This window comes from Candidatus Tisiphia endosymbiont of Metellina segmentata (assembly GCF_964030715.1).
Lineage (GTDB): Bacteria > Pseudomonadota > Alphaproteobacteria > Rickettsiales > Rickettsiaceae > Tisiphia.
Genome location: NZ_OZ034919.1, coordinates 493,386 through 516,848 on the forward strand (window position 1 = coordinate 493,386; position 23,463 = coordinate 516,848).

General features: G+C 32.9%; 24 protein-coding genes, 1 tRNA gene and 1 pseudogene. 12 read left to right on the top strand and 14 right to left on the bottom strand.

Going from position 1 to position 23,463, the window contains the following annotated elements; genetic code table 11:
- Nucleotides 1–59: 59 nt before the first annotated feature.
- From hslV to AAHM80_RS02745, 6 genes and pseudogenes are all read left to right on the top strand, one after another.
- Complete coding sequence (gene hslV / locus AAHM80_RS02720) at nt 60–620, top strand: ATP-dependent protease subunit HslV (protein WP_342260206.1); 561 nt, start codon at nt 60–62, stop codon at nt 618–620.
- Nucleotides 617–1,981, top strand: coding sequence for an ATP-dependent protease ATPase subunit HslU (gene hslU / locus AAHM80_RS02725; protein ID WP_342260207.1), 1,365 nt, complete (start codon nt 617–619; stop codon nt 1,979–1,981). The genes hslV and hslU overlap by 4 nt, the downstream gene beginning before the upstream one ends.
- A 2-nt stretch (nt 1,982–1,983) precedes the next feature.
- Nucleotides 1,984–2,511 (top strand): magnesium chelatase domain-containing protein, encoded by a 528-nt coding sequence (locus AAHM80_RS02730; protein WP_342260208.1) that lies wholly within the window; start codon nt 1,984–1,986, stop codon nt 2,509–2,511.
- Nucleotides 2,512–2,608: 97 nt separating this feature from the next.
- Nucleotides 2,609–3,025 (top strand): annotated as a pseudogene (locus tag AAHM80_RS02735) (ATP-binding protein); the annotation flags it as partial.
- A 96-nt stretch (nt 3,026–3,121) separates the two neighbouring features.
- Nucleotides 3,122–3,553 (top strand): IS200/IS605 family transposase, encoded by a 432-nt coding sequence (gene tnpA, locus AAHM80_RS02740; RefSeq protein WP_342259383.1) that lies wholly within the window; start codon nt 3,122–3,124, stop codon nt 3,551–3,553.
- A gap of 49 nt (nt 3,554–3,602) precedes the next feature.
- Complete coding sequence (locus AAHM80_RS02745; protein WP_342260209.1) at nt 3,603–4,127, top strand: ATP-binding protein; 525 nt, start codon at nt 3,603–3,605, stop codon at nt 4,125–4,127.
- A gap of 473 nt (nt 4,128–4,600) precedes the next feature.
- Here the strand turns inward: AAHM80_RS02745 and AAHM80_RS02750 are convergent, their stop codons facing one another.
- The 10 genes from AAHM80_RS02750 to AAHM80_RS02795 form a co-directional block, all read right to left on the bottom strand.
- On the bottom strand, nt 4,601–4,855 hold the full coding sequence (locus AAHM80_RS02750; RefSeq protein ID WP_342260210.1) for a hypothetical protein: 255 nt from the start codon (nt 4,853–4,855) through the stop codon (nt 4,601–4,603).
- Nucleotides 4,856–4,957: 102 nt separating this feature from the next.
- The gene (locus tag AAHM80_RS02755) at nt 4,958–5,401 is read right to left on the bottom strand and encodes a phasin family protein (RefSeq protein ID WP_342260211.1); all 444 of its coding nucleotides are present in this window, start codon (nt 5,399–5,401) and stop codon (nt 4,958–4,960) included.
- A 108-nt stretch (nt 5,402–5,509) separates the two neighbouring features.
- On the bottom strand, nt 5,510–7,564 hold the full coding sequence (locus AAHM80_RS02760; RefSeq protein ID WP_342260212.1) for a S9 family peptidase: 2,055 nt from the start codon (nt 7,562–7,564) through the stop codon (nt 5,510–5,512).
- 6 nt (nt 7,565–7,570) lie between these two features.
- Complete coding sequence (locus AAHM80_RS02765; protein ID WP_342260213.1) at nt 7,571–9,187, bottom strand: proton-conducting transporter membrane subunit; 1,617 nt, start codon at nt 9,185–9,187, stop codon at nt 7,571–7,573.
- A gap of 40 nt (nt 9,188–9,227) precedes the next feature.
- Nucleotides 9,228–10,100 carry a type II CAAX endopeptidase family protein gene (locus tag AAHM80_RS02770; protein WP_341755636.1) on the bottom strand — a complete coding sequence of 291 codons (873 nt, stop codon included), beginning with the start codon at nt 10,098–10,100 and terminating at the stop codon, nt 9,228–9,230.
- Between the two features lie 137 nt (nt 10,101–10,237).
- Entirely contained in the window at nt 10,238–11,707 is a 1,470-nt protein-coding gene (locus AAHM80_RS02775; RefSeq protein ID WP_342260214.1) for a proton-conducting transporter membrane subunit, read from the bottom strand.
- Nucleotides 11,707–13,113 (bottom strand): proton-conducting transporter membrane subunit, encoded by a 1,407-nt coding sequence (locus AAHM80_RS02780; protein ID WP_342260215.1) that lies wholly within the window; start codon nt 13,111–13,113, stop codon nt 11,707–11,709. Before AAHM80_RS02780 ends, AAHM80_RS02775 begins: the two co-directional genes overlap by 1 nt.
- Entirely contained in the window at nt 13,110–13,466 is a 357-nt protein-coding gene (locus tag AAHM80_RS02785) for a Na+/H+ antiporter subunit C (RefSeq protein WP_341752284.1), read from the bottom strand. Before AAHM80_RS02785 ends, AAHM80_RS02780 begins: the two co-directional genes overlap by 4 nt.
- A 36-nt stretch (nt 13,467–13,502) precedes the next feature.
- A complete protein-coding gene (gene virB9 / locus AAHM80_RS02790; RefSeq protein ID WP_341751979.1) occupies nt 13,503–14,249 on the bottom strand; it encodes a P-type conjugative transfer protein VirB9 in 747 nt (248 codons plus the stop codon).
- The gene (locus AAHM80_RS02795) at nt 14,246–14,947 is read right to left on the bottom strand and encodes a VirB8/TrbF family protein (RefSeq protein ID WP_341747699.1); all 702 of its coding nucleotides are present in this window, start codon (nt 14,945–14,947) and stop codon (nt 14,246–14,248) included. Before AAHM80_RS02795 ends, virB9 begins: the two co-directional genes overlap by 4 nt.
- A 235-nt stretch (nt 14,948–15,182) precedes the next feature.
- On the opposite strand from AAHM80_RS02795, the gene AAHM80_RS02800 reads away from it, so the two are divergent.
- Nucleotides 15,183–15,257 (top strand) — tRNA-Gln (locus AAHM80_RS02800).
- Nucleotides 15,258–15,873: 616 nt separating this feature from the next.
- On the opposite strand, the gene AAHM80_RS02805 is transcribed toward AAHM80_RS02800, so the two are convergent.
- Together AAHM80_RS02805 and AAHM80_RS02810 are read right to left on the bottom strand one after the other, a co-directional pair.
- Nucleotides 15,874–16,434, bottom strand: a complete 561-nt coding sequence (locus AAHM80_RS02805; RefSeq protein ID WP_342259546.1) for an IS630 family transposase — start codon at nt 16,432–16,434, stop codon at nt 15,874–15,876.
- A complete protein-coding gene (locus AAHM80_RS02810) occupies nt 16,428–16,928 on the bottom strand; it encodes a helix-turn-helix domain-containing protein (RefSeq protein WP_342259385.1) in 501 nt (166 codons plus the stop codon). Before AAHM80_RS02810 ends, AAHM80_RS02805 begins: the two co-directional genes overlap by 7 nt.
- A gap of 261 nt (nt 16,929–17,189) precedes the next feature.
- On the opposite strand from AAHM80_RS02810, the gene AAHM80_RS02815 reads away from it, so the two are divergent.
- Together AAHM80_RS02815 and AAHM80_RS02820 are read left to right on the top strand one after the other, a co-directional pair.
- Nucleotides 17,190–17,690 (top strand): helix-turn-helix domain-containing protein, encoded by a 501-nt coding sequence (locus AAHM80_RS02815; protein WP_342259385.1) that lies wholly within the window; start codon nt 17,190–17,192, stop codon nt 17,688–17,690.
- Complete coding sequence (locus AAHM80_RS02820; RefSeq protein ID WP_342260216.1) at nt 17,684–18,244, top strand: IS630 family transposase; 561 nt, start codon at nt 17,684–17,686, stop codon at nt 18,242–18,244. The genes AAHM80_RS02815 and AAHM80_RS02820 overlap by 7 nt, the downstream gene beginning before the upstream one ends.
- Before the next feature lie 358 nt (nt 18,245–18,602).
- Here the strand turns inward: AAHM80_RS02820 and ubiE are convergent, their stop codons facing one another.
- On the bottom strand, nt 18,603–19,367 hold the full coding sequence (gene ubiE, locus AAHM80_RS02825) for a bifunctional demethylmenaquinone methyltransferase/2-methoxy-6-polyprenyl-1,4-benzoquinol methylase UbiE (RefSeq protein ID WP_342260217.1): 765 nt from the start codon (nt 19,365–19,367) through the stop codon (nt 18,603–18,605).
- A gap of 77 nt (nt 19,368–19,444) precedes the next feature.
- Here ubiE and mutM point away from each other — a divergent pair, with 77 nt between their 5' ends.
- Nucleotides 19,445–20,263, top strand: coding sequence for a bifunctional DNA-formamidopyrimidine glycosylase/DNA-(apurinic or apyrimidinic site) lyase (gene mutM / locus AAHM80_RS02830; protein ID WP_342260218.1), 819 nt, complete (start codon nt 19,445–19,447; stop codon nt 20,261–20,263).
- 106 nt (nt 20,264–20,369) lie between these two features.
- On the opposite strand, the gene AAHM80_RS02835 is transcribed toward mutM, so the two are convergent.
- Nucleotides 20,370–21,155 (bottom strand): metal ABC transporter permease, encoded by a 786-nt coding sequence (locus AAHM80_RS02835; protein WP_341747497.1) that lies wholly within the window; start codon nt 21,153–21,155, stop codon nt 20,370–20,372.
- A gap of 107 nt (nt 21,156–21,262) precedes the next feature.
- Between AAHM80_RS02835 and ubiG the strand changes: the two genes are divergently transcribed.
- A complete protein-coding gene (gene ubiG / locus AAHM80_RS02840; RefSeq protein ID WP_341747496.1) occupies nt 21,263–22,021 on the top strand; it encodes a bifunctional 2-polyprenyl-6-hydroxyphenol methylase/3-demethylubiquinol 3-O-methyltransferase UbiG in 759 nt (252 codons plus the stop codon).
- Nucleotides 22,022–22,037: 16 nt separating this feature from the next.
- Entirely contained in the window at nt 22,038–23,444 is a 1,407-nt protein-coding gene (gene gltX, locus AAHM80_RS02845) for a glutamate--tRNA ligase (protein ID WP_342260219.1), read from the top strand.
- Nucleotides 23,445–23,463: the final 19 nt, after the last annotated feature.

Consider the following 23,463-nt stretch of genomic DNA (forward strand, 5'->3'; position numbering starts at 1 on the left):
TTACTTAAATAGCATAATAATAAACAAATAGCCAAACATCAATATTTAAAAGATTCTTTATGTCAGATAACTCGCCCGGTCCTGTCACATTACACGGAACTACTATACTGTGCTTAAGAAAAGGCGGAGAGGTTGTAATTGCCGCTGATGGTCAGGTTTCCCTTGGTAATACAATTTTAAAATCCACAGCAAAAAAACTAAGAACCATGTACAATAATAGTATTGTTGCTGGCTTTGCTGGATCTACGGCAGATGCTCTAACTTTATTCGAAAAACTAGAATTAAAGTTAGAAAAATATTCATACCAATTACTGAGAAGTGCAGTAGAACTGGCAAAAGAATGGCGTAGTGATAAATATTTGCGTAAGCTTGAAGCAATGATGATTGTTGCAGATCAAAAAAATATATTAATTTTAACTGGTAATGGTGATGTAGTTGAACCTGATGGTGATGCTGCTGCCATTGGTTCTGGTGGAGTATATGCACTGGCAAGTGCCAAAGGTTTAATGTCTTTTGATAATAACTTAACTGCCGAAGAGATTGCTTTAAAATCAATGCATATTGCAGCCGACATCTGTGTTTTCTCCAATCATAATATTATTTTAGAAAAAGTTATATGAGTACTAATATTAAGAAAAAATCAGTGGGATTAACTCCCGCTAAATCTATGGGATTAACTCCCGCTAAAATCGTAGCTGAACTTGATAGATTCATTGTTGGGCAATATAAAGCTAAAAAAGCTGTTGCGATAGCGTTGCGGAATCGCTGTAGACGTAGAAATGTAGACGAACCACTTCGTCAAGAAATAGTGCCAAAAAATATTTTAATGATAGGACCAACTGGCGTAGGTAAGACTGAAATCGCTAGGCGACTTGCTAAGCTTAGCGGCTCACCATTTCTTAAAGTAGAAGCAACAAAATTCACTGAAGTAGGATATGTTGGACGAGATGTTGAGTCAATAATACGAGACTTAGTGGAAATAGCTGTTAACACACAAAAAGCTAATGCTAAAAAAGCAGTGATTGCTAATGCACATTTAAAAACTGTAGAGAGGATTTTGGATGCTTTAGTTGGCAAATCAGCATCAACTGAAACTAGAGAAAAATTTTGTCGCAAGCTTGAAAAAGGTGAACTTGACAATACTGAAATTGAAATAAGTATAACAGATTCAGGTGGCTTATTTGGTAGTAGTAATTTTGAGATTCCTGGTATGCCAGGAGCTGCCATGGGCGTATTAAATATTTCTGATATGATCGGCAAAGCTATTGGTACTAACAAAACAAAAACTAAGAAAATGCTGGTTAAAGATGCTCGTTTAATTATTTCTGCCGAAGAGTCAGAAAAATTGATCGATCAAGAAAAAATTATTCAAGATGCCTTAGCGCTAGTACAAAATGATGGTATAGTATTTTTGGATGAAATAGATAAAATCACCTCAAGAGCTGAGGGGAAAAGTTCAGAAATTAGTAGAGAAGGAGTGCAAAGAGATTTATTACCTATTATTGAGGGTACAACTGTTAATACAAAACATGGACCTATAGAAACTGCACATATATTATTTATAGCATCAGGTGCTTTTCATTTATCAAAACCATCTGATTTGTTACCTGAATTGCAAGGAAGGCTACCTATTAGAGTAGAGTTAAGCTCACTTACTAAGGACGATATGATAAAAATTTTAATTGAACCAGAATCAAGTTTAATAAAACAATATTCAGCCTTAATTGCAACCGAAGGGGTAAAATTAAAATTTACTGATAATGCAATAGATAAAATTGCTACTTATGCAGCAAATGTTAACTTAGAAGTTGAAGATATTGGAGCAAGAAGATTACATACTATTCTAGAAAATTTATTGGAGGAGATAAGCTTCAATGCAAGTGATACGAAAGAAAAAGAGATAGTTATTGACGAACATTTTGTCGACCAGCAATTATCAAAAATTATCAAGAATCTTGATCTAGTAAAATTTATTTTATAAAAATGATAGTTCACCTTGGTAGTTTAACTTTTAGCGGTATAGATATTATCGATGTTGATGTGCAAGTACAGATATCACCAGGGATACCTAATTTTACTATAGTAGGACTTGCTGATAAAACTATTGGCGAGTCTAAAGAACGAGTTAGAGCAGCACTTTCTTCAATAGGTCTTGCCTTGCCTGCTCAAAAAATATTGATAAATTTAGCTCCAGCTGATTTGGTTAAAGAAGGTAGTCATTTTGACCTTGCTATTGCTTGTGCTATACTTAGCAGCATGAAAATTTTACCAGCTGAGGAAATACAAGAATATCTAGTAATAGGCGAATTATCTCTAGATGGTTCTATTCTACCTGTCAGCGGGGCTTTGCCTGCTGCTATTGGTGCTTTGGCTAGAAATAAAGGGCTAATTTGTTCAAAATCTAATGGTCAGGAAGCTGCATGGTCTGGCAATAATAATATTTTGGTAGCAGGAAATTTAATAGAGTTAGTTAACCATTTTAAATGGCTCACAAATATTATCATCACCTGAATTAGAAATTGACACTACTATAATAAATTACCCTAATTTTAAAGATATCAAAGGACAAAAAGCCGCTAAGCGAGCTTTAGAAATAGCAGCCTCTGGTGGTCACAATCTATTAATGCTTGGTCCACCTGGTACTGGCAAATCTATGTTGGCACAATGTATACCTGGTATATTACCCAAAATGCGACCCGAAGAAATATTGGAGTGCAGTACTATAGCAAGCGTTGCAGGCAAGCTAGCAAACGGGAAACTATCAAGAGCTAGACCTTTTCGTACCCCCCACCACTCATGCTCGATAGCAGCGATGGTCGGCGGTGGGGTTGGTAAAAGAGTAAAACCTGGAGAGATCTCGTTAGCACATAACGGAGTGTTGTTTTTAGATGAATTACCAGAATTTCCACCTAACGTTATCGAATCTTTAAGGCAGCCAATTGAAACCGGAGAAATACTAATTGCTAGAGCAAATTCGCATATAAAATATCCTGCTAACTCAATGATAGGTAAGCCACTAGTTTGACTAGTGAGACCATCAAGGCTTGGCCTTTAGATTTAGTATAAAATAAAAAGTTATCATATATAACTTCTTTGGCTTGACGGTCAAAGGAGAAAATATATGACAACATACGAAAGTTTAAATCATTCTAAATGGGATTGCAAATATCATATTGTGTTTATTCCAAAGTGTCGTAAAAAAGAATTGTACGGGAAGGTTAGAAAATATCTTGGGAACGTATTCCATGAGTTAGCTTTTCAACGTGGGAGAAAGATCATAGAGGGGCATATGGTACAAGATCATGTGCATATGCTCATCAAGATTCCTCCTAAATATTCTGTAGCTGAAGTAATAGGCTATATCAAGGGGAAAAGTGCTATAGCCGTTGCTAGGCAGTTTGGTGGACGAAAACGTAATTTTAATGGAGAAAAGTTGTGGGCTAGAGGTTATGCGGTCTCAACTGTAGGATTTGAAGAGAATCAGATCAAACACTACATTAAGAATCAAGAGCAACTTGATAGTTTAGGCTCTGACGAATCAGGAGAATTTTAATTAACAATGGCAGCCCTTTGGGCTGCTCATAACCGTCAAGCCCCTCGCTTTGCGAGGGCGTTCTGACTTTCAGTTAATAGCAGCAATGAATCCTTGTAAATGTGGTTATTTAAGTGATCCTCACAAAGCATGTTCTAAAGCCCCAAAATGTGGGAGCGATTATCAGATGCGAATTTCTGGTCCTATCATGGATCGATTTGATCTACATATAGAGGTAGGATCTATCGACTCATATAACTATGATTTAATAGAAGATGATACAGAAGAAGAGTCGGGGCAGATAGCATATAGGGTCGAAATGGCTCGTAATATTCAACAAACTAGATATGAAGGATATAATATCAAAACAAATAACCGTTTGGACGGACAGTTGCTTATCGAACATGCATTGCCAGTAGATGACGGTAAGGATTTACTTAATGAAGCCGCGACAAAATTTCGTATATCCATGCGTGCTTATAACCGTATCTTACGGGTTGCAAGAACTATAGCGGATCTAGACGCTTCTTCCAACGTCTACAGGATACACATTGCTGAAGCACTAAACTATAGAAGAATAGGGGGTAGCTTTTGAATTAACCATTAGTCGTACTTCTGTATCATAGTACCCTACATTTTTCTATAATCGTCATAGCAAGGCTCTTTAGATGCCGTGGTGATCCAAGTAAACAGCGAAGCTGTTTTTTTAGAGTAACGCTTCGCGTATCCTAGATTGCCGCGTCGCCGCTTTTTCGCGACTCCTCGCTAATAGACGATCAGCAGCCATTTTAATAGTGGTTATATAAATGTAGGGTACTATGCTTCTATATACTACTATGATTTCAAGAGTTGATAGACGATAGTATAACTTCAAAAAGAGGTAGCATTAGCAAAGTCGAGTGGCGTGGCGTACATGAGTAACGGAGCAGCTGAAATATTTAGGTCGCGAGACCTTAATTCTTGCAGTTCTAGCTGAGTATAAGATGATAAGTGCAACCTGTATCACTTCTTAAAACAGCCTTATGTTGTCCTTTCAACCAATAAACTAATTTCTTTAGCCAAATCTACCTATTTTGCTGAGCTATTTGGTGTTGATATATTTTGACTTGTTTGTTCTTTTAGTAGTTTACTTTTTTCTTCTATTGAATTAAGAAAGAAATAAGTGAAGGTTAGGAAATCAACTAAAAGCGGTATAAATACAAAGAGAATTGCCTTTAGTTTCCTAGCTGATTCTTCACGATCCAGTCGTTTTTCTCTTTCTTCTTCTGTTTCAACAAATTTATTATCGGTATTTCTGTCAGTATCTAAATTATTTTTTAACATTTCTATAATCTAAGGTTCTCGTTAGTTGTATTGTAATGCTATCTTTAGTTAGCTCTTTAATTTATGCGTATTTAAGTTATAAAATATACCCATTAATAATTCTTAAGCTTTGTTTTTTATGTTATCACAAGTCTTAGTCATCTCTCCTGTCATACTATTTATGGCATCAAACATTTTCATTGAAGTATCAGATGCCATACTGACAAACTCTTTAATGTTATTGATTGAAGTTTCGCAAGTCGACTTAAGGTATTTTTGCTGACATTCGGCTATTTGGTTTAAATCTCCAGAAGTTATTGCATCTTTTGTAGAATTCATCATATTTATAGCATTGTTTTGAAAATCCTCTGAATTTTTTTGGATCATAGACTGCAGTGATTCAGTAACAATCTGATTTGTTGTAGTAAGTATTTTAGTACTTTTCTTGATAGTATCTGACATAGCAGAAAAATCCATAACAGGTAAGTTTTTTACGGAATTTATGTAAACTTCTGGATTCATAAAAGATTTCATAAAATCTACAAATTGGGCAGTACTATTAGTCATTGTAAATCCTCTAAATTAAGTGATCTATTTATTATGTAAATCATAAATCTCATGTTACCATTTATAAAAATACGAGTCAATAGCTGGTTAATAATAATCTTAATATAGTCAATTGATTATACCAAAAACCCTAAATATAAATATTATATCATCAGCTGCTTCTTTTAGATAATCGAAACGACCAGAAGAACCTTTATGCCCTGAATCCATATTAGTTTTTAGCAATAATATATTATCGTCGAGTTTTGTTGCTCGAATCTTTGCTACCCATTTAGCCGCTTCCCAATAGCCAACTCTAGGGTCAGAGATTCCAGCAGTGATAAATAGACTTGGGTAATTTTGGGATTTTATATTATCATACGGAGAATAAGACTTGATATAGTTAAAATATTCTAATTCTTTAGGATTCCCCCACTCTTTAAACTCACCGGGGGTTAACGGCAATTGTTCATCGAGCATAGTATTTAATACATCAACAAAAGGTACATGGGCAAGTGCTGCTTTAAATAATTCTGGCTGTTTATTAATGACCGCACCAATTAACATCCCCCCTGCACTTCCGCCACAGATTACTATATTACCTTGGCTAGTATATTTTTCTTTAATTAGCTCTTTACTAACCGCAATAAAGTCATCGAAAGTTCTTTTTTTATTGAGGAACTTGGCAGCCTCATACCAATCATGCCCGAGATCATCTCCCCCTCTAATATGGGCAAGAGCGTAGACAAATCCACGATCTACAAGAGAAATAGCTGTATTCCGAAAAGATACTGGTATGCTAACACCATATGAACCATAACCATATAAATATAAAGGATTCTTTCCATCCTTGTTAAATAACGATTTTTTATATAATAAGGTAACTGGTACTTTAACCCCATCATTATCAGCAAATATCCTTTCTACCCTATATTCTTCAGGGTTGAAACCACTTGGTATTTCTTGCACTTTCAATATTGACAATTGGTCACTATCAAAATCATAACTATAAGTGGTGTTTGGTCTAGCAAGTGAAGAATAATTTACTCGGATATCATCTTCATCAAAATTAGTAGACATGGCTGAGGCAGTAAAAGCAGCATCCGGGAAGTGGATAATTTTCTCATCCTGTTCTTTAAGATGTTTTATTTTAATAACTGGTAATCCTTGATCACGATAATTAACTATCAAATAATTTCTAGTGATGGCAAAGCTTGACAAATATTTACCCGAGTCTTCCGGTATATAATCATTTTTCCATAAATCATTTTGAAAATTATGTACATTTACTAATACTATACGAAAGTTCTTTGCCCCCTCGTTGGTATTAATATAAAAATTATCACCATTATGCTTAACATTATAAAAAATCCCATCCTTTGCAGCTCTAATAAGTTTAGGCTGGAAGCTATGATCACGCATTTCTATAGCATATATTTCATTTTCATTATGACCAGAGCTATTAACAAAAATATATTGTCGACTAGATGATTTGCCTGCATTCAACTGATATAATGGATTTGTTATATGATGTACTAACTTATCATTGGAAATTACATCACCTAAAGAGTGGAACATTAATTTATCACAACGAGAATTCTCATTAATCGGCATATAAAAGAATCCTTTCAAACCTTCATGCCAAATTATATTGCGACTAACGTTATGTATTTCATCTGGTAGATATTGTTTGGTCTTTAAATTATAGACTTTAATTGTATATTTCTCATCACCGGTAAAATCAACACTATAAGCTAGTAACGTATGATCAGGAGAAACGGCTACTTGCCCTACATCAGTAAATTTATTATCTTTGGCAAGAACATTGATATTTAATATAATTTCTTCCAAAGCATCTACTGACCCTATCTTTCGGCAATATATCGGATATTCGGTATTTTCTTCAGTTCTAGTATAATAATAATTATTATCTTTTTTTACATAAGTTGACTGATCAGCAAGCTTAATCCTGCCTTTTAATTCTTCAAAGATTTTATCTTTTTCTTCTTGTAACGGCTGAAAAAATTGCTCGGAATATTTATTTTCTGTCTGTAAATATTCTATGATTTCTTTATCGTCAACATTAGGCCATTTGATATCTCTAAGCCAGTGATATTCATCTGTAATTTTCTGACCGTGCAATGTAAAGCTATAATCGATCTTATTAGCTATGGGTGGCTGCATTTTTCCTCATCTAGTGCTGATTATTATAAAAGTAATTAATGATATCATTACTACTAATAGAGCTGTTGACTGATTATGCCAAGATTTCATCTTACGTAAAGTATTTTTTTCTATTCTGTTAAAAACAGGGTACTCCGCCCCTAGTCTATCATGAAACCCCTGCCCCACTAAGTGATATTTAGAATAAATACGATGAATATTATTTTCAATAAACTGAAATAAGTCTAAATTTATGTTGGCAGTTGAACGCCTAGAAATCGTTTTACTAAGAACTAAGGCGAATATTATACCTATTACTATTATTACCATTTGTTTTACTAAATCCAACCAATTTGTATCAATTATTTCAATAGGATAAGATGACCATACTAGTTTCAAACCTTCTTCTAAACAAAAGCTAGTTGCTAATAAAAACGACAGCATGACAAATAAACTAACTTTAGTTAGAATATTTAACTTAAGGTAAAAACCACTAATCAAAGATTTGTATTTAACCGCAGAAAATAAAGCAATGCATGTGACAATCTTGAGTAGGGAAATAGCATAATAATTAATATCTTGCTCCAAAGCATTGGTTACAACAATTTTGGTAACAAAACTAGCAAAAGGAGGCAAGGCTATAATGAACAATACACTAACTATTAAACTAACAAACAACAAATGACTTTTGGGCGAGTAAATTCCTTTTATTTCAGAACAATTTTCTATATTTTCTTTGTCTATTAATATAGCAACGTATAAACAAAATAAAGCTTTATACAGTATATGGACAAAAAGAAAAACTATGATTCCTAAATTTGCTTGTTGAGATTTTGTGCCAATAGCAATTAGCATGAATCCAAGCTGAGAAACAGTAAGATAACCTACTAATCTTTTGATGTTATCTTCTAGGCAAGCATAAACCCCGCCATATATAATCATTAATAATCCAAAGAATTTAAGTATTTCTAAGCCACTAAATAGTTTAAGGAGTATAATTATCGATATTTTACTAGTAAAGCTAGTTAAATATATCATCCCTGAGCTTGAAGCAAATGGATAGCAATTAACAATCCATCCAGAAAAAGGTATGCTAGCTACATTAATCAAACAACCACAAAGTATTAGAGCATAAAATATAAAACCAGCCTCTTGATTTTCTGTCAATGAGGTAAGAGAAATAATTTGTGAACTAGAGGTGTGAGTAATTATATAACTAATCCCTATTAAAATAAGACTCCCACTTATAAGATGGGTAAGCAAATATTGTCTTGCTGCTCTAACACTATTTTTGTAATTGCCATAAAAAATCAACAAAGCAGCAAATATCATCATCATTTCTAGAGAAGCAAACATCGAAACAAAATCCCCAGCAAATAAACAGACCAAAGAACTAGCTGAATATAGGCTACCTATAAGTACCTCAAATTTTCTGTTTTTACTTATGGCATATAAGTTAGTAGCCAGCGTTACAACAATAAAAGCAAGTGCTATTAACTTATTTTCACTACTAAAATTAATAACAAAACTATTATTGTATAGATTAACTACCATCTCATCTTTGTTGTTAATTAATAATATGCCAGCAACTATAGGATAGATTATTGCAATAATATAAAATATTTTATAAAATGCATTTCTCATTATTTAGCCTCAATTTGATGAAGAGATAGGTTAACCTGACTTATATATTTGCAGCAGGATAGCTAAATAACATTAAGTGGAATAAATTTAATCCAAAATGCACCATCATTGCACATATGATCCTATTTGTTTTATCGTAAGTATATCCGTAACATAAAGCACAAATCGTGGCTAATATTATATAAATGCTACCCCCTTGAAAATGAGCTAAACCAAATATAAAAGATGCAATAATAATATGAGCATTTTTACCTCCTATCCCTAAAATATTAAATCCTGCAAGTGGTTCTAATAAAGTTTTTAAGGTATTCTGTAAGAATCCACGAAAAATTACTTCCTCTGCCATACATACAAAGAATAAGTTATTAATTGCCCAAATCAATAACACATTTGGTATCTTCGGATCGAATTTTACATATCCACTAATAAAAGCAGGGATTAAAACTCCTGCAATACAAAGTAAAAGAAAACAAGCTGTTTGTTTTAAAGATTTTACATCTATAGTTTTCTCTAAAATATAAAAATTACTTATAGAATAGAGTATTAGTGCAGACATAGTCTTGTCAAAATTTAAAAACATAGAAAATGGACGTGACAACTCAGAAAGCTGGACTTTATTTAAAACTAATATATTAAAGAAGCCTGGTATTAAATGAAAAGCAAATCCAGCTATGAAAGAGAATACTCCTATAAAGAATAGAATTTTTAAAACTTTATTGACATTATTAAGGTGGAAATATAAGTATGTCATTATACTAAAGCAACACAACAAAGTTAGTCCAACGATATTTATTACGCCCTGAGATAATCCTACAATATTTGTTATAATGATGCTTATGTATAAAAACTTTTTATCTCTATGAAACAATGCAATAATTACTGTAATAATTAATAAAATATAAGTTATGTTCATCTGATTCCTTTATATTTGTGTTAAGTTATTTTAGCACCCCTGTTTTGGTGCTAGATATAGAATGTCTAAAACACCCTTCCTGTCTATTTCTTTAGATTCTCGCATGCGGGAATGACATCAATTCTATCACCACGAATTCAAGTTATAAATACAAAAAATTTCTTAATAAAAATCTGTATAAAATAAAATAATACCACCATGCACGAGCATATAACTAAACTCAATAGCATAGAATTAGGTAATTTATTTTCTATAGAAAATATTTTTGAATTATTATCAATAGGCTTATAAATAAATATTATCAGCTTTGCTAAATACAGTGCAGAGAACAGCGTACTTAAAGCTAGTACCCCCATAACTAATATTTGATTTTGTTCGGCAGCAGCTAACATAATATAAAATTTACTAATAAAACCACCAAAAGGAGGAATGCCTATTAAGGATAAACTGGCAATAAGTACCATAAGGCTAGTTTTTGGCATTTCTCTACCAGCATTGATCAGGTCAGAGACTTGGTTAGTTTTCTTTAAGCTATAAATACTTCCCATCCCATAAAACAAACAGATTTTAGTGAATGAATGTGAGGATAAATGTAGGATAGCTGCTCCTATAGATTTTGAAGTAAACATGAAGCTACTCAATAAAGCTATCCCTAACTGGTTAATCGTAGAATAGGCTAGAATCTTCTTAATATTATCACTAGTTAAGGCTTTAAAGGAACTATAAAATATGGTGATAATAGGAAAGAAAAGAATCCAATTAAATTCAGTAAAAATAGATTGTAAATATTTAAGACCAAAAATATATATCAGAATCTTATAGATACAAAAAAGCCCAGTTTTAACCACTACCACCGCATGTAGTAAGGCACTTACTGGGTAATGTGCTACCATTGCTGCTGGTAACCATTGATGCAAAGGGTATAAGGCTGCCTTCGATATGCCAAAAATAAACATTAATAATAAAATTATTATTTGACTCCTGGAAAAATAATGTTCGATAAAACCTTGTGATGTAAAATCACCATGCCCTGCTTTAGCATAAATAATTATTAGGGCTGGCAAGAATAGTAATATCCCCGAGATCATCAATATTTTTAAATATTTATAGACCCCGGCCATAACTTTATCTCCACCACTATGACCAATTAATGGAGCAGTTGATAATGTTAATATTTCATAAAAAATAAACATAGTAAAAAGATTTGAAGATAATGCTACCATCCCACCAGATAACACACTTAGATTAATGAAAAATAGAAAACGACTGGAATTATCAATATTATTGATTGCCAAATATTTGGTGGTGTAAATTAACGCACAAATCCATAAAAAGCTTAGCAAAGTTAAAAAAATGAGGCTGAGGGCTTCTAAATGCAGCCCTATAGAAAAATTACCATATATGTTTATTGACAGATTTACTTTTACACCTTTCAGAAATAACCAATCAATAATTAAAATATTGACAAAAAAGAAGCTACTAATGGTAATTAATAAGGAGTTACGCGTATTATTATCACTATTACTAATAAAGGGAGTAACTAAATTTAGCATAGCTAGCAGTAAAGTTGATAAAATCAAAAAACTAGGGGTAATAGAAGGGTACATTACTGTCCCCCTAATATTTGTAATTGGTTTAAGAATATTGGTAGAAAAAATTGCATTATACTAATAAAAATTAGTCCACAATACTTAGTGTTCGATTTTAATTGTGTATAATCATAGTGATCCCAACATAGTTTTTTGGCAATTTTATAATGATAAAGTAATGACATAGCAGAACTTATGACAATAATAACAAACTCTAGCCACATATCTTCCACAACCAACAACTCAAAAATACTAAGCTTAATGAAAAACATACTACTTATTGGCAAACCACAACTGCAAATTAGGCTAAAAACTACCAAGACCCGCCATAACATATTAAACGGTTTCGAAATATCAGAATAAGCAATGATCAGAAATAAAGCAATCTTGTTAATGCTATCAGCAAACAAAAAGGGAAATAACAGTGATTCACCTCTAGGAATAACTAAAAGCAAAAACATATAACCAATTTGCACCGCCGAAGAATATATAACAATATTTCTAACTTTTTGACTTCTGTAAGCAAAATATGTACATAAAGTAATAGTTATCAAAGCGATTAAGCTGATAAAATTTGATAGATACTTAATGATCACATTGTAATCAATAGTAAAATGAATGAACCTCAAGATTATATAAATACCAATTATACTGGATATACTAGCAAGATATGTCAGAATAACCGGAGCAGCTGAACTATAGGCTCTGATCATCCAAAAATGCATAGGAAAAAAAGCTGTTTTTAGTATAGAGCCAATCAGAAAAAAACTAATGCCTAACATCACTATTTTGGAGTCATAATGCGTCTTAAGAAGCATTGAAACGTCTAACATATTAAGGCTGCCTGTGCTGCTTAATAAAAATCCAATGCCTATTAATATCAAAGTTGCCCCAACCGTACCGAGCATCAGATAATCAAAAGCACCGATGACGGCCTTGGGGTTATTACCCTGTGCCATTAGTGCATAGGTACTTAATGAAGATATTTCAATGAATACATAAAGATTAAAGAGGTCATTAGTACTTAATATACCAAGATAGCCGCTATGGGCAAATAATAGAACTGCGTAAAATAACGATTGCCTTTTGTTATCAATAAATTTAAGTACGGTAGTTGTAAGCAATTTGTTACAAAAAATTAGAAAAAATAATAATACGCAATTAACATAGATGATTATAGGTTGGTTCAGATAATCTAGTTTATATTCAATACCTATAGGGGCATGCCAATCACCAAAATCATATGACACAGCACCTTTATTAATTGCTGATAAACCACAAATACTTAAAAATAAACTTAGTGCAATCGAAATAACTGCTATAATTCGAGTGGCAAGCCTATAGCGAAAAGTGAGTATTGAGAATAACGCTCCAAAAAATGGCAGCAATACTTGCAAAGCAGGAAAATGTTTAATTAATGTCATTCACTTCGATCATTAGTCGTTTCACTAAAATTAATCTCACTTTCTGATATAGTATTAAATTGCTTAGAAATACGGTAAATCAAGCTAAGACCCAATGATAAAGTAGCAAATCCAACAACAATAGCCGTGAGCATTAACACCTGAGGGAGTGGACTTGAATAGCTATGTAGTGTTGTACGTTCAATTGGTACAATACCTCCACTTACCTTACCAAGCATAAGGTAAAAAATTAGCACCGAACTTTGCATTACACTAAGCCCAATAATTTTACGAACATAATTATCACTGGTTAGCATTATAAACAAACCACTAACTAACACTAGTAGTGTAAAAAAATATAAAATTTTTGAGATATATATAGTTTCTAAAAACATTGCTACTTAACTTAATTAATACGGCTTAAATGCTTCATTAAACACACATACTATTTTTTTACCATGACGTATTGACAGCTTGTGAAATACTTGTTCAATAATCACCATATTAGCGTTATCTTGTGAGAGTCTATAATTTACCATCGACTCTCTAAGAGCTTCATCAACTGCAAAAATAGCTGGTAACTCAGCATTTTTATCTCTGAATTGTAGGTAAGTATACACTCCATCATCAAAAATTTTAATTGGTGCAATCGATTCATTACCACTTATGGAATAATTAAAATTATATTTTTCAGGATGCGATAAATCAAGGTTAGCTGAAGATGTAACGTAATTTTGTAAGTGATCTCCAGAATTTTCATCATCAGGATAAATAAACCTTAAATTAAAAACCATATCTGGATCTCTCATATCTAAGGCTTCTGTAGCATATAGTTCAAAAAAGTAAGTTCGCTTATTAGTAATAAGCGTCATATTAGTTGTAGCATCTTGTTCCATCGGTTTAATGAATATCCTATGGCCCGCTGGTACTATTTGCCAAGAAGTGGTATCTCCCATGGAAATACTAACTATTTCTTCATCTTTTGCTAGCTCTATACTAGCCTGATAACCATAATATCCAGTAAACTTAAATACATCATCAGGACTATAAACCATTACCCTGATTCTACTATCAATCGGCATTGGTCTAGATTCCCTAACGGCTAACGCAGTATTTACAAAAAATACTGCTACAAAAAATATTATTAGTTGCTTCATCTTATTTTTTTACTTTTATCTTCTATTAACTTAAGTTTGTAACCAGTGACAGCAAAATTAAATCTTGAGTTAGGCGGTAGATGTATATTAATTGCATCTATTTCAAAATTTATTGTAGCTTGCCACACCATATTTTCTAAAATATCATTAGAAGCGTTTTTTGCCAAAGATGTAAATGTAACTTCAGCCTTATTATTTTTATGATAAACCACTGATGATATATTAACAGAACGCTTTAAGGACTTTTGGTAACGCATAACTGGAGACAATGGATTGTCAATATTCATAAAATTGGCAAATTGTCTAAATATTATACGCGTAGAATTATTTTGCATAAATATATACTGAGGACGAAGTAAGTCATAGTCATATGATTCTCTATGTATAACGTAATTTCTAATCATAATATCTGCAATAGAATTAATTGCATTATGCTTAATATGATTAGCGTTAGTTATTGTTGCACTTTTAAGGGATTTAGCACTAATTGCGTATCTCACCTGACGCTTTACTGGTAATAAAGTCTCAAAATTAATCACCACACTTAGAAATAATACAAAAAGAACTACACTAAATATCAACAAAAATGTTCTGTGTACAAGTGGATATATATATTCAAAATTATACCATCTTTTCGCATCAACAAAATATTCACCAGACTTAATATATTCTTGAACAGAATTTAACAGCTTATCCATTAGTTTTAAATAATTGCTTACCTATATCGGATTCTAACACATATTAGAAAAGATGTTATAATTTTTTATAAAAATTATTCTTTTAGCCTGTTCAAAAAGCTAATTTTGTGTCTACAATACCAATAAAAATCGTATTAAGAATAGTCAAATTAAAAAGAATATTTGACTCAAGAAATGTTTGTTGTTATAAGCTCTGTATATATTAAGTGTACACTTATACACTAGTATTTAATGATGGGGCGTAGCCAAGTGGTAAGGCAACGGTTTTTGGTATCGTCATTCGGTGGTTCGAATCCATCCGCCCCAGCCATTCTCCGATTTTAGTGCATTTTACGAATGCATCAAACGGTGGACGTAGCATAAAGTCTAGCTTTCCGTCTTGTAATTTTAGGTTCGAAAATACTAAATTCATCAATTTATGTTTTCCTTCCGTAGTCGAACCTTTAAAGGTTTCTAACGCTCTGGAAGCCAGTTCTACTAGGTTAATCAAGAGTTCTGAAAATTTATCAACAGCATAATTATGGTTTTCTATTTCTCTCACGATATCTTCACGTTTTTGTATTAATTGCTGACGTTTTTCTTCATGATCTTCCTTGCTAATATCACCGTCTAAAAATAAATCAGTTAACCTATCCATACGAGTTTTAATCTTAGTATGCTCAGTATGTAGCTCTCCTATACGCATTTTATAAAAACCTTGCTCTATTTTTGCTGAAGCTTTAATATAACCAATTACTTCAGCTAACAATTCAGGCTCTAAATAGAGTGTTGCTAGTACTTTCTCAACTTCTTGTAGTATTATTTCTTCTTTCACGTATATCCTTTTATTAGGGTTATCAGGATGCCATCCTAATAATTCAAGAACCAGGTAGATCCCCCCCCTACCATAATGATACTAAAAAGCCGTGTAATACCAATTGTAATAATTAACACGGTGTATTTATCCAGTCTCTATACATAATTGATTTTACTAAATCTACATTATGAGCAAATTGATTCCAAGCGTAACAAGCCATAGTGACGATATCTTCATATACACCATAACATTGGTTAGACAAGAAATGATTTTTGATCCATGCCCAAACTTGTTCCATTGCATTAAGTTCCGGTGCATAGGGCGGAAGCGGTATCAAAGTGATATTGCTTGGCACAGTTAGTTTTTTGGCTGTGTGCCAACCTGCATTATCCGTTAGTAAAGCTATATGTCGGTTGCCTTGAATACTGCGAGAAAGGTCTTCTAAGAATTTATTCATTGCCTGTGTATTTGCATATGGTAAAATTAATGCAAAAGCTTCTCCTGTATCATGGCAAGCAGCTCCATAAATATATGTTGAAATGAATTGCTGTTGCCGAACTTTACGGGGTCTAGTGCCACGCTTAGCCCATATACGAGTTAAGCTACCTTGTTGCCCAACTCGAGTTTCATCCTGAGACCATATATCAACTTTACATCTATCGATATTTTTTGATAATAATTCTGTTAGCATGTCTGGGAAGTTTTTTTATATGTATTTTGAGTCTCTTGATTTGACTTTGGATGCATTGAACGAGAAGTAATCCAGCTAAAACCAAGGCGGTGCATAGTATTGTAGACTGTTTTTAAAGTACATTTAGCACCATATTCCTCAAGTAACATGATATGTAGCTCCTTTCCAGTTATATACCCACCAGTTTTACTTTCACTGAGCGTATTGATTTTATCAAAAAGAGCAGACTCTTGTATAGTGTTAATCTTCCTAGGGGCACCGCTTCTTTGTGATTCAAATAATCCTTCAAAACCATGATTCCTAAATCTTCTGAGCCATGATTGCACAGTTTTCCAGTGTGACTTCACTATTTCAGATATGGCTTTAAAAGATTTGCCTAATTGAAGGTAATACATCGCCAATAAACGTATACGATTTCGACCATGCGGCTCATGTTTCATCATTTTTATAAAATCATGACCATGAAAACCTTGCGGTAATATTAACCTAGCCATTTGAGTACCTTTATCAGGTAAAAACCCATTTTACACCACTGCGTTAATTATTGCAATTGGTATAATAGCCTTAAAATAGATAAATAGGGGTATCTATGATAAACCACTTGATAAAGTTACTCCTGCTACGAGTTAAAACAATTATTTTTACAATAACTAAAAATTATTAATGCTAAAAAAATGTGACACTTGGCTCTAATACCAATTGCAATAATTAACGCAGTGGTGTAAAATGGGTTTTTAACTGATAAAGGTACTCAAATGGCTAGGTTAATATTACCGCAAGGTTTTCATGGTCATGATTTTATAAAAATGATGAAACATGAGCCGCATGGTCGAAATCGTATACGTTTATTGGCGATGTATTACCTTCAATTAGGCAAATCTTTTAAAGCCATATCTGAAATAGTGAAGTCACACTGGAAAACTGTGCAATCATGGCTCAGAAGATTTAGGAATCATGGTTTTGAAGGATTATTTGAATCACAAAGAAGCGGTGCCCCTAGGAAGATTAACACTATACAAGAGTCTGCTCTTTTTGATAAAATCAATACGCTCAGTGAAAGTAAAACTGGTGGGTATATAACTGGAAAGGAGCTACATATCATGTTACTTGAGGAATATGGTGCTAAATGTACTTTAAAAACAGTCTACAATACTATGCACCGCCTTGGTTTTAGCTGGATTACTTCTCGTTCAATGCATCCAAAGTCAAATCAAGAGACTCAAAATACATATAAAAAAACTTCCCAGACATGCTAACAGAATTATTATCAAAAAATATCGATAGATGTAAAGTTGATATATGGTCTCAGGATGAAACTCGAGTTGGGCAACAAGGTAGCTTAACTCGTATATGGGCTAAGCGTGGCACTAGACCCCGTAAAGTTCGGCAACAGCAATTCATTTCAACATATATTTATGGAGCTGCTTGCCATAATACAGGAGAAGCTTTTGCATTAATTTTACCATATGCAAATACACAGGCAATGAATAAATTCTTAGAAGACCTTTCTCGCAGTATTCAAGGCAACCGACATATAGCTTTACTAACGGATAATGCAGGTTGGCACACAGCCAAAAAACTAACTGTGCCAAGCAATATCACTTTGATACCGCTTCCGCCCTATGCACCGGAACTTAATGCAATGGAACAAGTTTGGGCATGGATCAAAAATCATTTCTTGTCTAACCAATGTTATGGTGTATATGAAGATATCGTCACTATGGCTTGTTACGCTTGGAATCAATTTGCTCATAATGTAGATTTAGTAAAATCAATTATGTATAGAGACTGGATAAATACACCGTGTTAATTATTGCAATTGGTATTAGGGTTTGGTTAACTATTTTATTATTAAAACTAATACTAAATTATTAGTCAAGCATTCTTAAATTGTAATTATTATTAATTTCTAATATTTTTTTATCTATAAAAACAATATCCAATAATTCACTAGCATGGGATATACTGCTCGTAAATGAAGAGTTGGTAGACGAAGGTCAACTTCAAGAAGAGCTAGGAGTGTCAAAGTCGAGCAGCGGAGCGTACATTAGTACGTGAGCAGCGGAGATCTTTAGACACGACAACGCCAATTCTTGAAGTTCACCGAGTATATATGGATGATGGTCAATAACTCTCTGATCTCCGTTGATATTTTAGCAACATCTCCATTATTTATAAGCACTATGAATAGCAGCAACACCTAAAGTAAGATTCTTATAACTAACATCAGTAAAGCCGACATCTTTTAGCATAATTGCAAAACTCTCCTGCTCTGGGAATACATTAATACTTTCCACCAAATATTGATAAGCTGATTCGTTGTTTGCTATAATTTTACCAATCTTAGGAATAATATTAAACGAATAAAACTGGTATAATTGCTTCAGACAATCGTATTCCATTTTGGAAAATTCTAAACATAAAAATTTACCCCCAGGTTTTAGTACTCGATATGCTTCTTTTAGGGCATTGTCAATTTTTGCCACATTCCTAATACCAAATGCTATAGTATAATAATCGAAACTATTATCAGCAAAAGGTAAGCTTTCTGCATCAGCGACGACATACTCTAATCCCTGTAATATATTACTATCAATAGCTTTGTGACGTGCTACCTCCAGCATATCATGATTTATATCACACATTGTCAACTGCACTAATATATTTTTTCCCGATGCTCGCTTTATTATTCTAAAAGCTATGTCACCTGTGCCACTTGCCACATCCAATATATTTGATTTTAAATTGGGAATTTGCCTAACAAATTCATCTTTCCACAAACGATGTACTCCCAAACTCATTAAGTCATTCATTACATCATATTTATTAGCAACACTAGAAAAGATATCTTTAACTAAATCTCTTTTCTGATCAAAGCTCACTTTTGAGAAGCCAAAATTTACTTGCTCAGATTGGTTATCATTATTTTTCATATTACTACTTAGTGCTAAGTTGTTTATATGTTATATTATGATATATAATGAATTATTAATAGTGTTAAAATGTAAAAATGCCAGAACTTCCTGAGGTTGAAACATTAAAACGTTGTCTAGAACAGCGAATAGTAGGGGCTAGCATCAATAAACTCGATAAGAGACGAGATGATATACGCTATAAACTAAGCGATCAGTTAGAGTCAAATGTAGAGTCAGCAAGAATTGTAGCTTTAAGACGTAGAGCAAAATATTTGCTAATAGATTTGGATAATTATTATTCCATTATTGTACATCTTGGCATGACTGGTAGGCTGACCCTACAACCTAGTGATTATAGGCTACAAAGGCATGATCACGTAGTTATATCTTTGACAACTTGCGAGAAATTAGTTTTTAATGATCCACGACGTTTCGGGATGATTTATAGTATGCCAACAAACTTCGCCCAAGAAAAATTTTTACTAAATTTAGGTGTAGAACCTTTGTCAAATGATATGTCTGATGAGTATCTAAAAACAAAATTATTGAATCGCTCTGTTCCGATAAAAAATTTATTAATGGATAATCGGATTATTGTCGGTGTTGGTAATATATATGCTTCTGAAAGCCTTTTTATTGCTAAAATACACCCAAGCAGACTGGGTAGTAGTTTGTCAAACAAGGAAGTAAGTAATTTGGTATTAGCCATTAAAAATGTTTTAACAAAGGCAATATCAGCAGGAGGTACTACTCTCAAAGATTTTGTTAGCGGTGATAGTAAACCTGGTTACTTCCAACAAGAATTACAGGTCTATGCACGAGAAAATCAAAAATGTCTAAACTGCGAGGGAATAATAAGGAAAATAAAACAATCCGGCAGAACTAGTTTCTATTGTTCTATTTGCCAAAAATGAGAGATATAATCAATTCAGGAGAATTGGATAGCAGGAACGATGGAACGAAGCCTCTAGATAATAGGCAAGCGATCGAAGACGACGTCACCAAACTCTTATCAATTGACTATAATCTAAAAAATCCTGTTTTATTTGCCCGTGAAATTATATAGAATAAACAATAAACTATGGTGTTTATTACCGTAATTATTGGGGTAATTGGTATGTCAAGATATAATGACACTACTAAGCCAAGGAAGTCTACAATTAAAGCTACGATAACTGAATTGATAATCATTTGTACTGGATTACTAGAAATCATCCTAGCAGTCATGGCTGGAATCAGCAAAATACTAGTAACGAGTAATGCCCCAACAATCTTAATAGTCAAGAATACTGATAAAGATAACAGTAACAAAAATGCCAATTCAATCGTTCTTACTTTTACCCCCTTAATTTGTGCAATATCTCTATTAATGACAATTAGAATAATCTGGCTATAGAAATACCAAACGAAAGAAATAACGAATATAAGTATAATTGATAAGGTTAATATATCATTTAAAGAGGCAGATAAAATATCGCCAAATAATAGGTTAGTGATCTTAATCTGTAGTGGGTACATATAACCTACTACTAAGGCTAAAGATAACATAAAACTTGATATTAACATTACCACGCTACTACCACCTGACCTATGTTTTAATGTAAACACCAAGATAGCAAATATAACGGCAACAACTAGTCCTGAATAAACAACAGGCAAATGGACAAGGATACTAATACTTCCAGCAAGTAAACTTGCGTGCGAAAGACCATCACCAAAATAAATATATTTTTTCCATAAGCTTATACAACCAAGAGGAGCAAAAATTAGACTGATTAGAATTATAGTCAATATTATTATAGTCATTTTATACGATTTTTGCTAGATAATTTGAGAATAGCACTTAGTGCTTCATGATTTCTGTGATATATTATAAGTAGATTTAAATAATTTTATAACCAAGTAAAAGGAATATGTCTACAAAATCTTCTATTAATCAAATAGAACTAGAAAAGTTTAGTAAAATTTCTAGCGGATGGTGGCAGGAAGATGGAGAGTTTAAAATTCTTCATCAAATAAATCCTATTCGTCTTGGTTACATAATAGATAAGATAAAAGATCATTTTAATATAGATGATGATGTAGTACTACCTTCAAAATTAGATATTTTAGACGTAGGATGTGGCGGGGGATTAATTACCTCTGCTCTCTGTAAACTAAATGGCACAATTACTGGCATAGATGCACTACAAAGTAATATAGATATTGCGATGAAGCATGCTGAAGAAGAAAATTTGAATATACAATATCTTAAATCGACTGCTGAGGAATTAGTATACTCAAATAGCAAACAGTATGATGTGGTACTATGTTTAGAAGTTATGGAACATATAGACAATCCTAGTGATTTTGTAAAAAACCTTGCCAATCTAGTAAAACCAAATGGCATGATTATAATTTCAACAATTAACCGTACTGTAAAAGCTTATATGTTAGCTATTTTGATGGCAGAATACCTGCTTAATTGGATACCAAAAAAAACCCATGACCATAGTAAATTTCTTAAACCATCTGAAATTTATTCTATGTTTAGTAAAAATAACATAGAGCTTAAAGAGCTTAAGGGCTTAACTTATAATATTGTCAATAGAAGTTGGCAGTTGAGTGATGATATAGAGGTAAATTATTTTGCTTATTTAACTAGACCTCTTGCAGAACTCCCTCTAGATTAACTTTAAAGAAAATACTATGACTATAATTACTAGATTCGCCCCCTCCCCTACTGGCTTCTTGCATATTGGCGGGGCAAGGACAGCATTGTTTAATTATTTATTTGCCAAACACCATAATGGTAAATTTCTACTGCGAATTGAGGATACTGATAAAACAAGATCAACCGAAGATGCAGTAAATGCTATATTTTCTGGTTTGAAATGGCTTGGTTTAGACTGGGACGGTGAAGTGATTTTTCAGTCAAAAAGAAATGATTTATACAAAAAAGCAGCTCTGAAATTACTAGATGAAGGAAAAGCTTATTATTGTTTTACACCTCAAGAAGAAATAGATCGGCAGCGAGATAATGCTATAGCTAATAAACAACATTTTTTATTTCAAAGTCCTTGGCGAGATGCTGACCCTTCTAACTTTCCGAAAGGTTACCAATCCACAAAAGCAGTGATTAGACTGAAAGCTCCAAGAACTGGCTATACAACTATCCATGATGCTTTACAAGGGGATGTTACCATTGAAAACTCCCACCTAGATGATATGGTGCTGTTACGTAGCGATGGAAGTAGCACCTATATGTTGGCAGTAGTAGTGGACGACCACGATATGCAGATTACCCATATTATCAGGGGGGATGACCATTTAACTAACGCTGCTCGTCAAATCCTACTTTATCAAGCCTTTGGTTGGGATGTGCCACATATGATACATATACCATTAATACATGGTGATGACGGGGCAAAATTATCTAAAAGACATGGAGCTCTTGGAATAAAAGCATACCAAGATATGGGATATTTACCCGAAAGCTTGTGTAATTATTTACTAAGGTTAGGATGGAGTCACAAAGATAATGAGATTATTTCAAGACAACAAGCTATAGAATGGTTTAACATTGAAGGTCTTGGCAAATCACCTTCCCGTCTTGATTTTGCCAAAATGGATAATTTAAATGCTCATTATCTACGTCAGCTTGATGCTAAGCTATTAACAAAAATGATTTGTGAGAATTTGCAAAAAACTTATAAAATTACCACGGAAGAAACGGAATATATTAAGCAAGCAATGCCAAACTTGAAGATAAGAAGTACAAATTTAGTCGAATTAGCTAAACTAGCCAAGATTTACTTGATTAACGTTCCTATTATCTACTCTGAGGAAGCCAAAGAGATAATCAAGAATTGTAATAAAAATTTGCTAGAGCAAGTTATTGAGGAATTAAAGAATTTACAAAATTTTGATAAAGACTCAATTCAAATAAAATTTAAAGAAATAGCCAAGAATAATAATATTAAACTTGCAGATCTCATGCAATCCATTAGATCTCTAATAACAGGCATGACTGCTTCCCCAAGTATTTTTGAAATTATCGCCATAATTGGTAAAGAAAATGCTATTGCTAGGTTGAAATGTACTCAAATGATTTAATAAATTTAAATGATCCTAT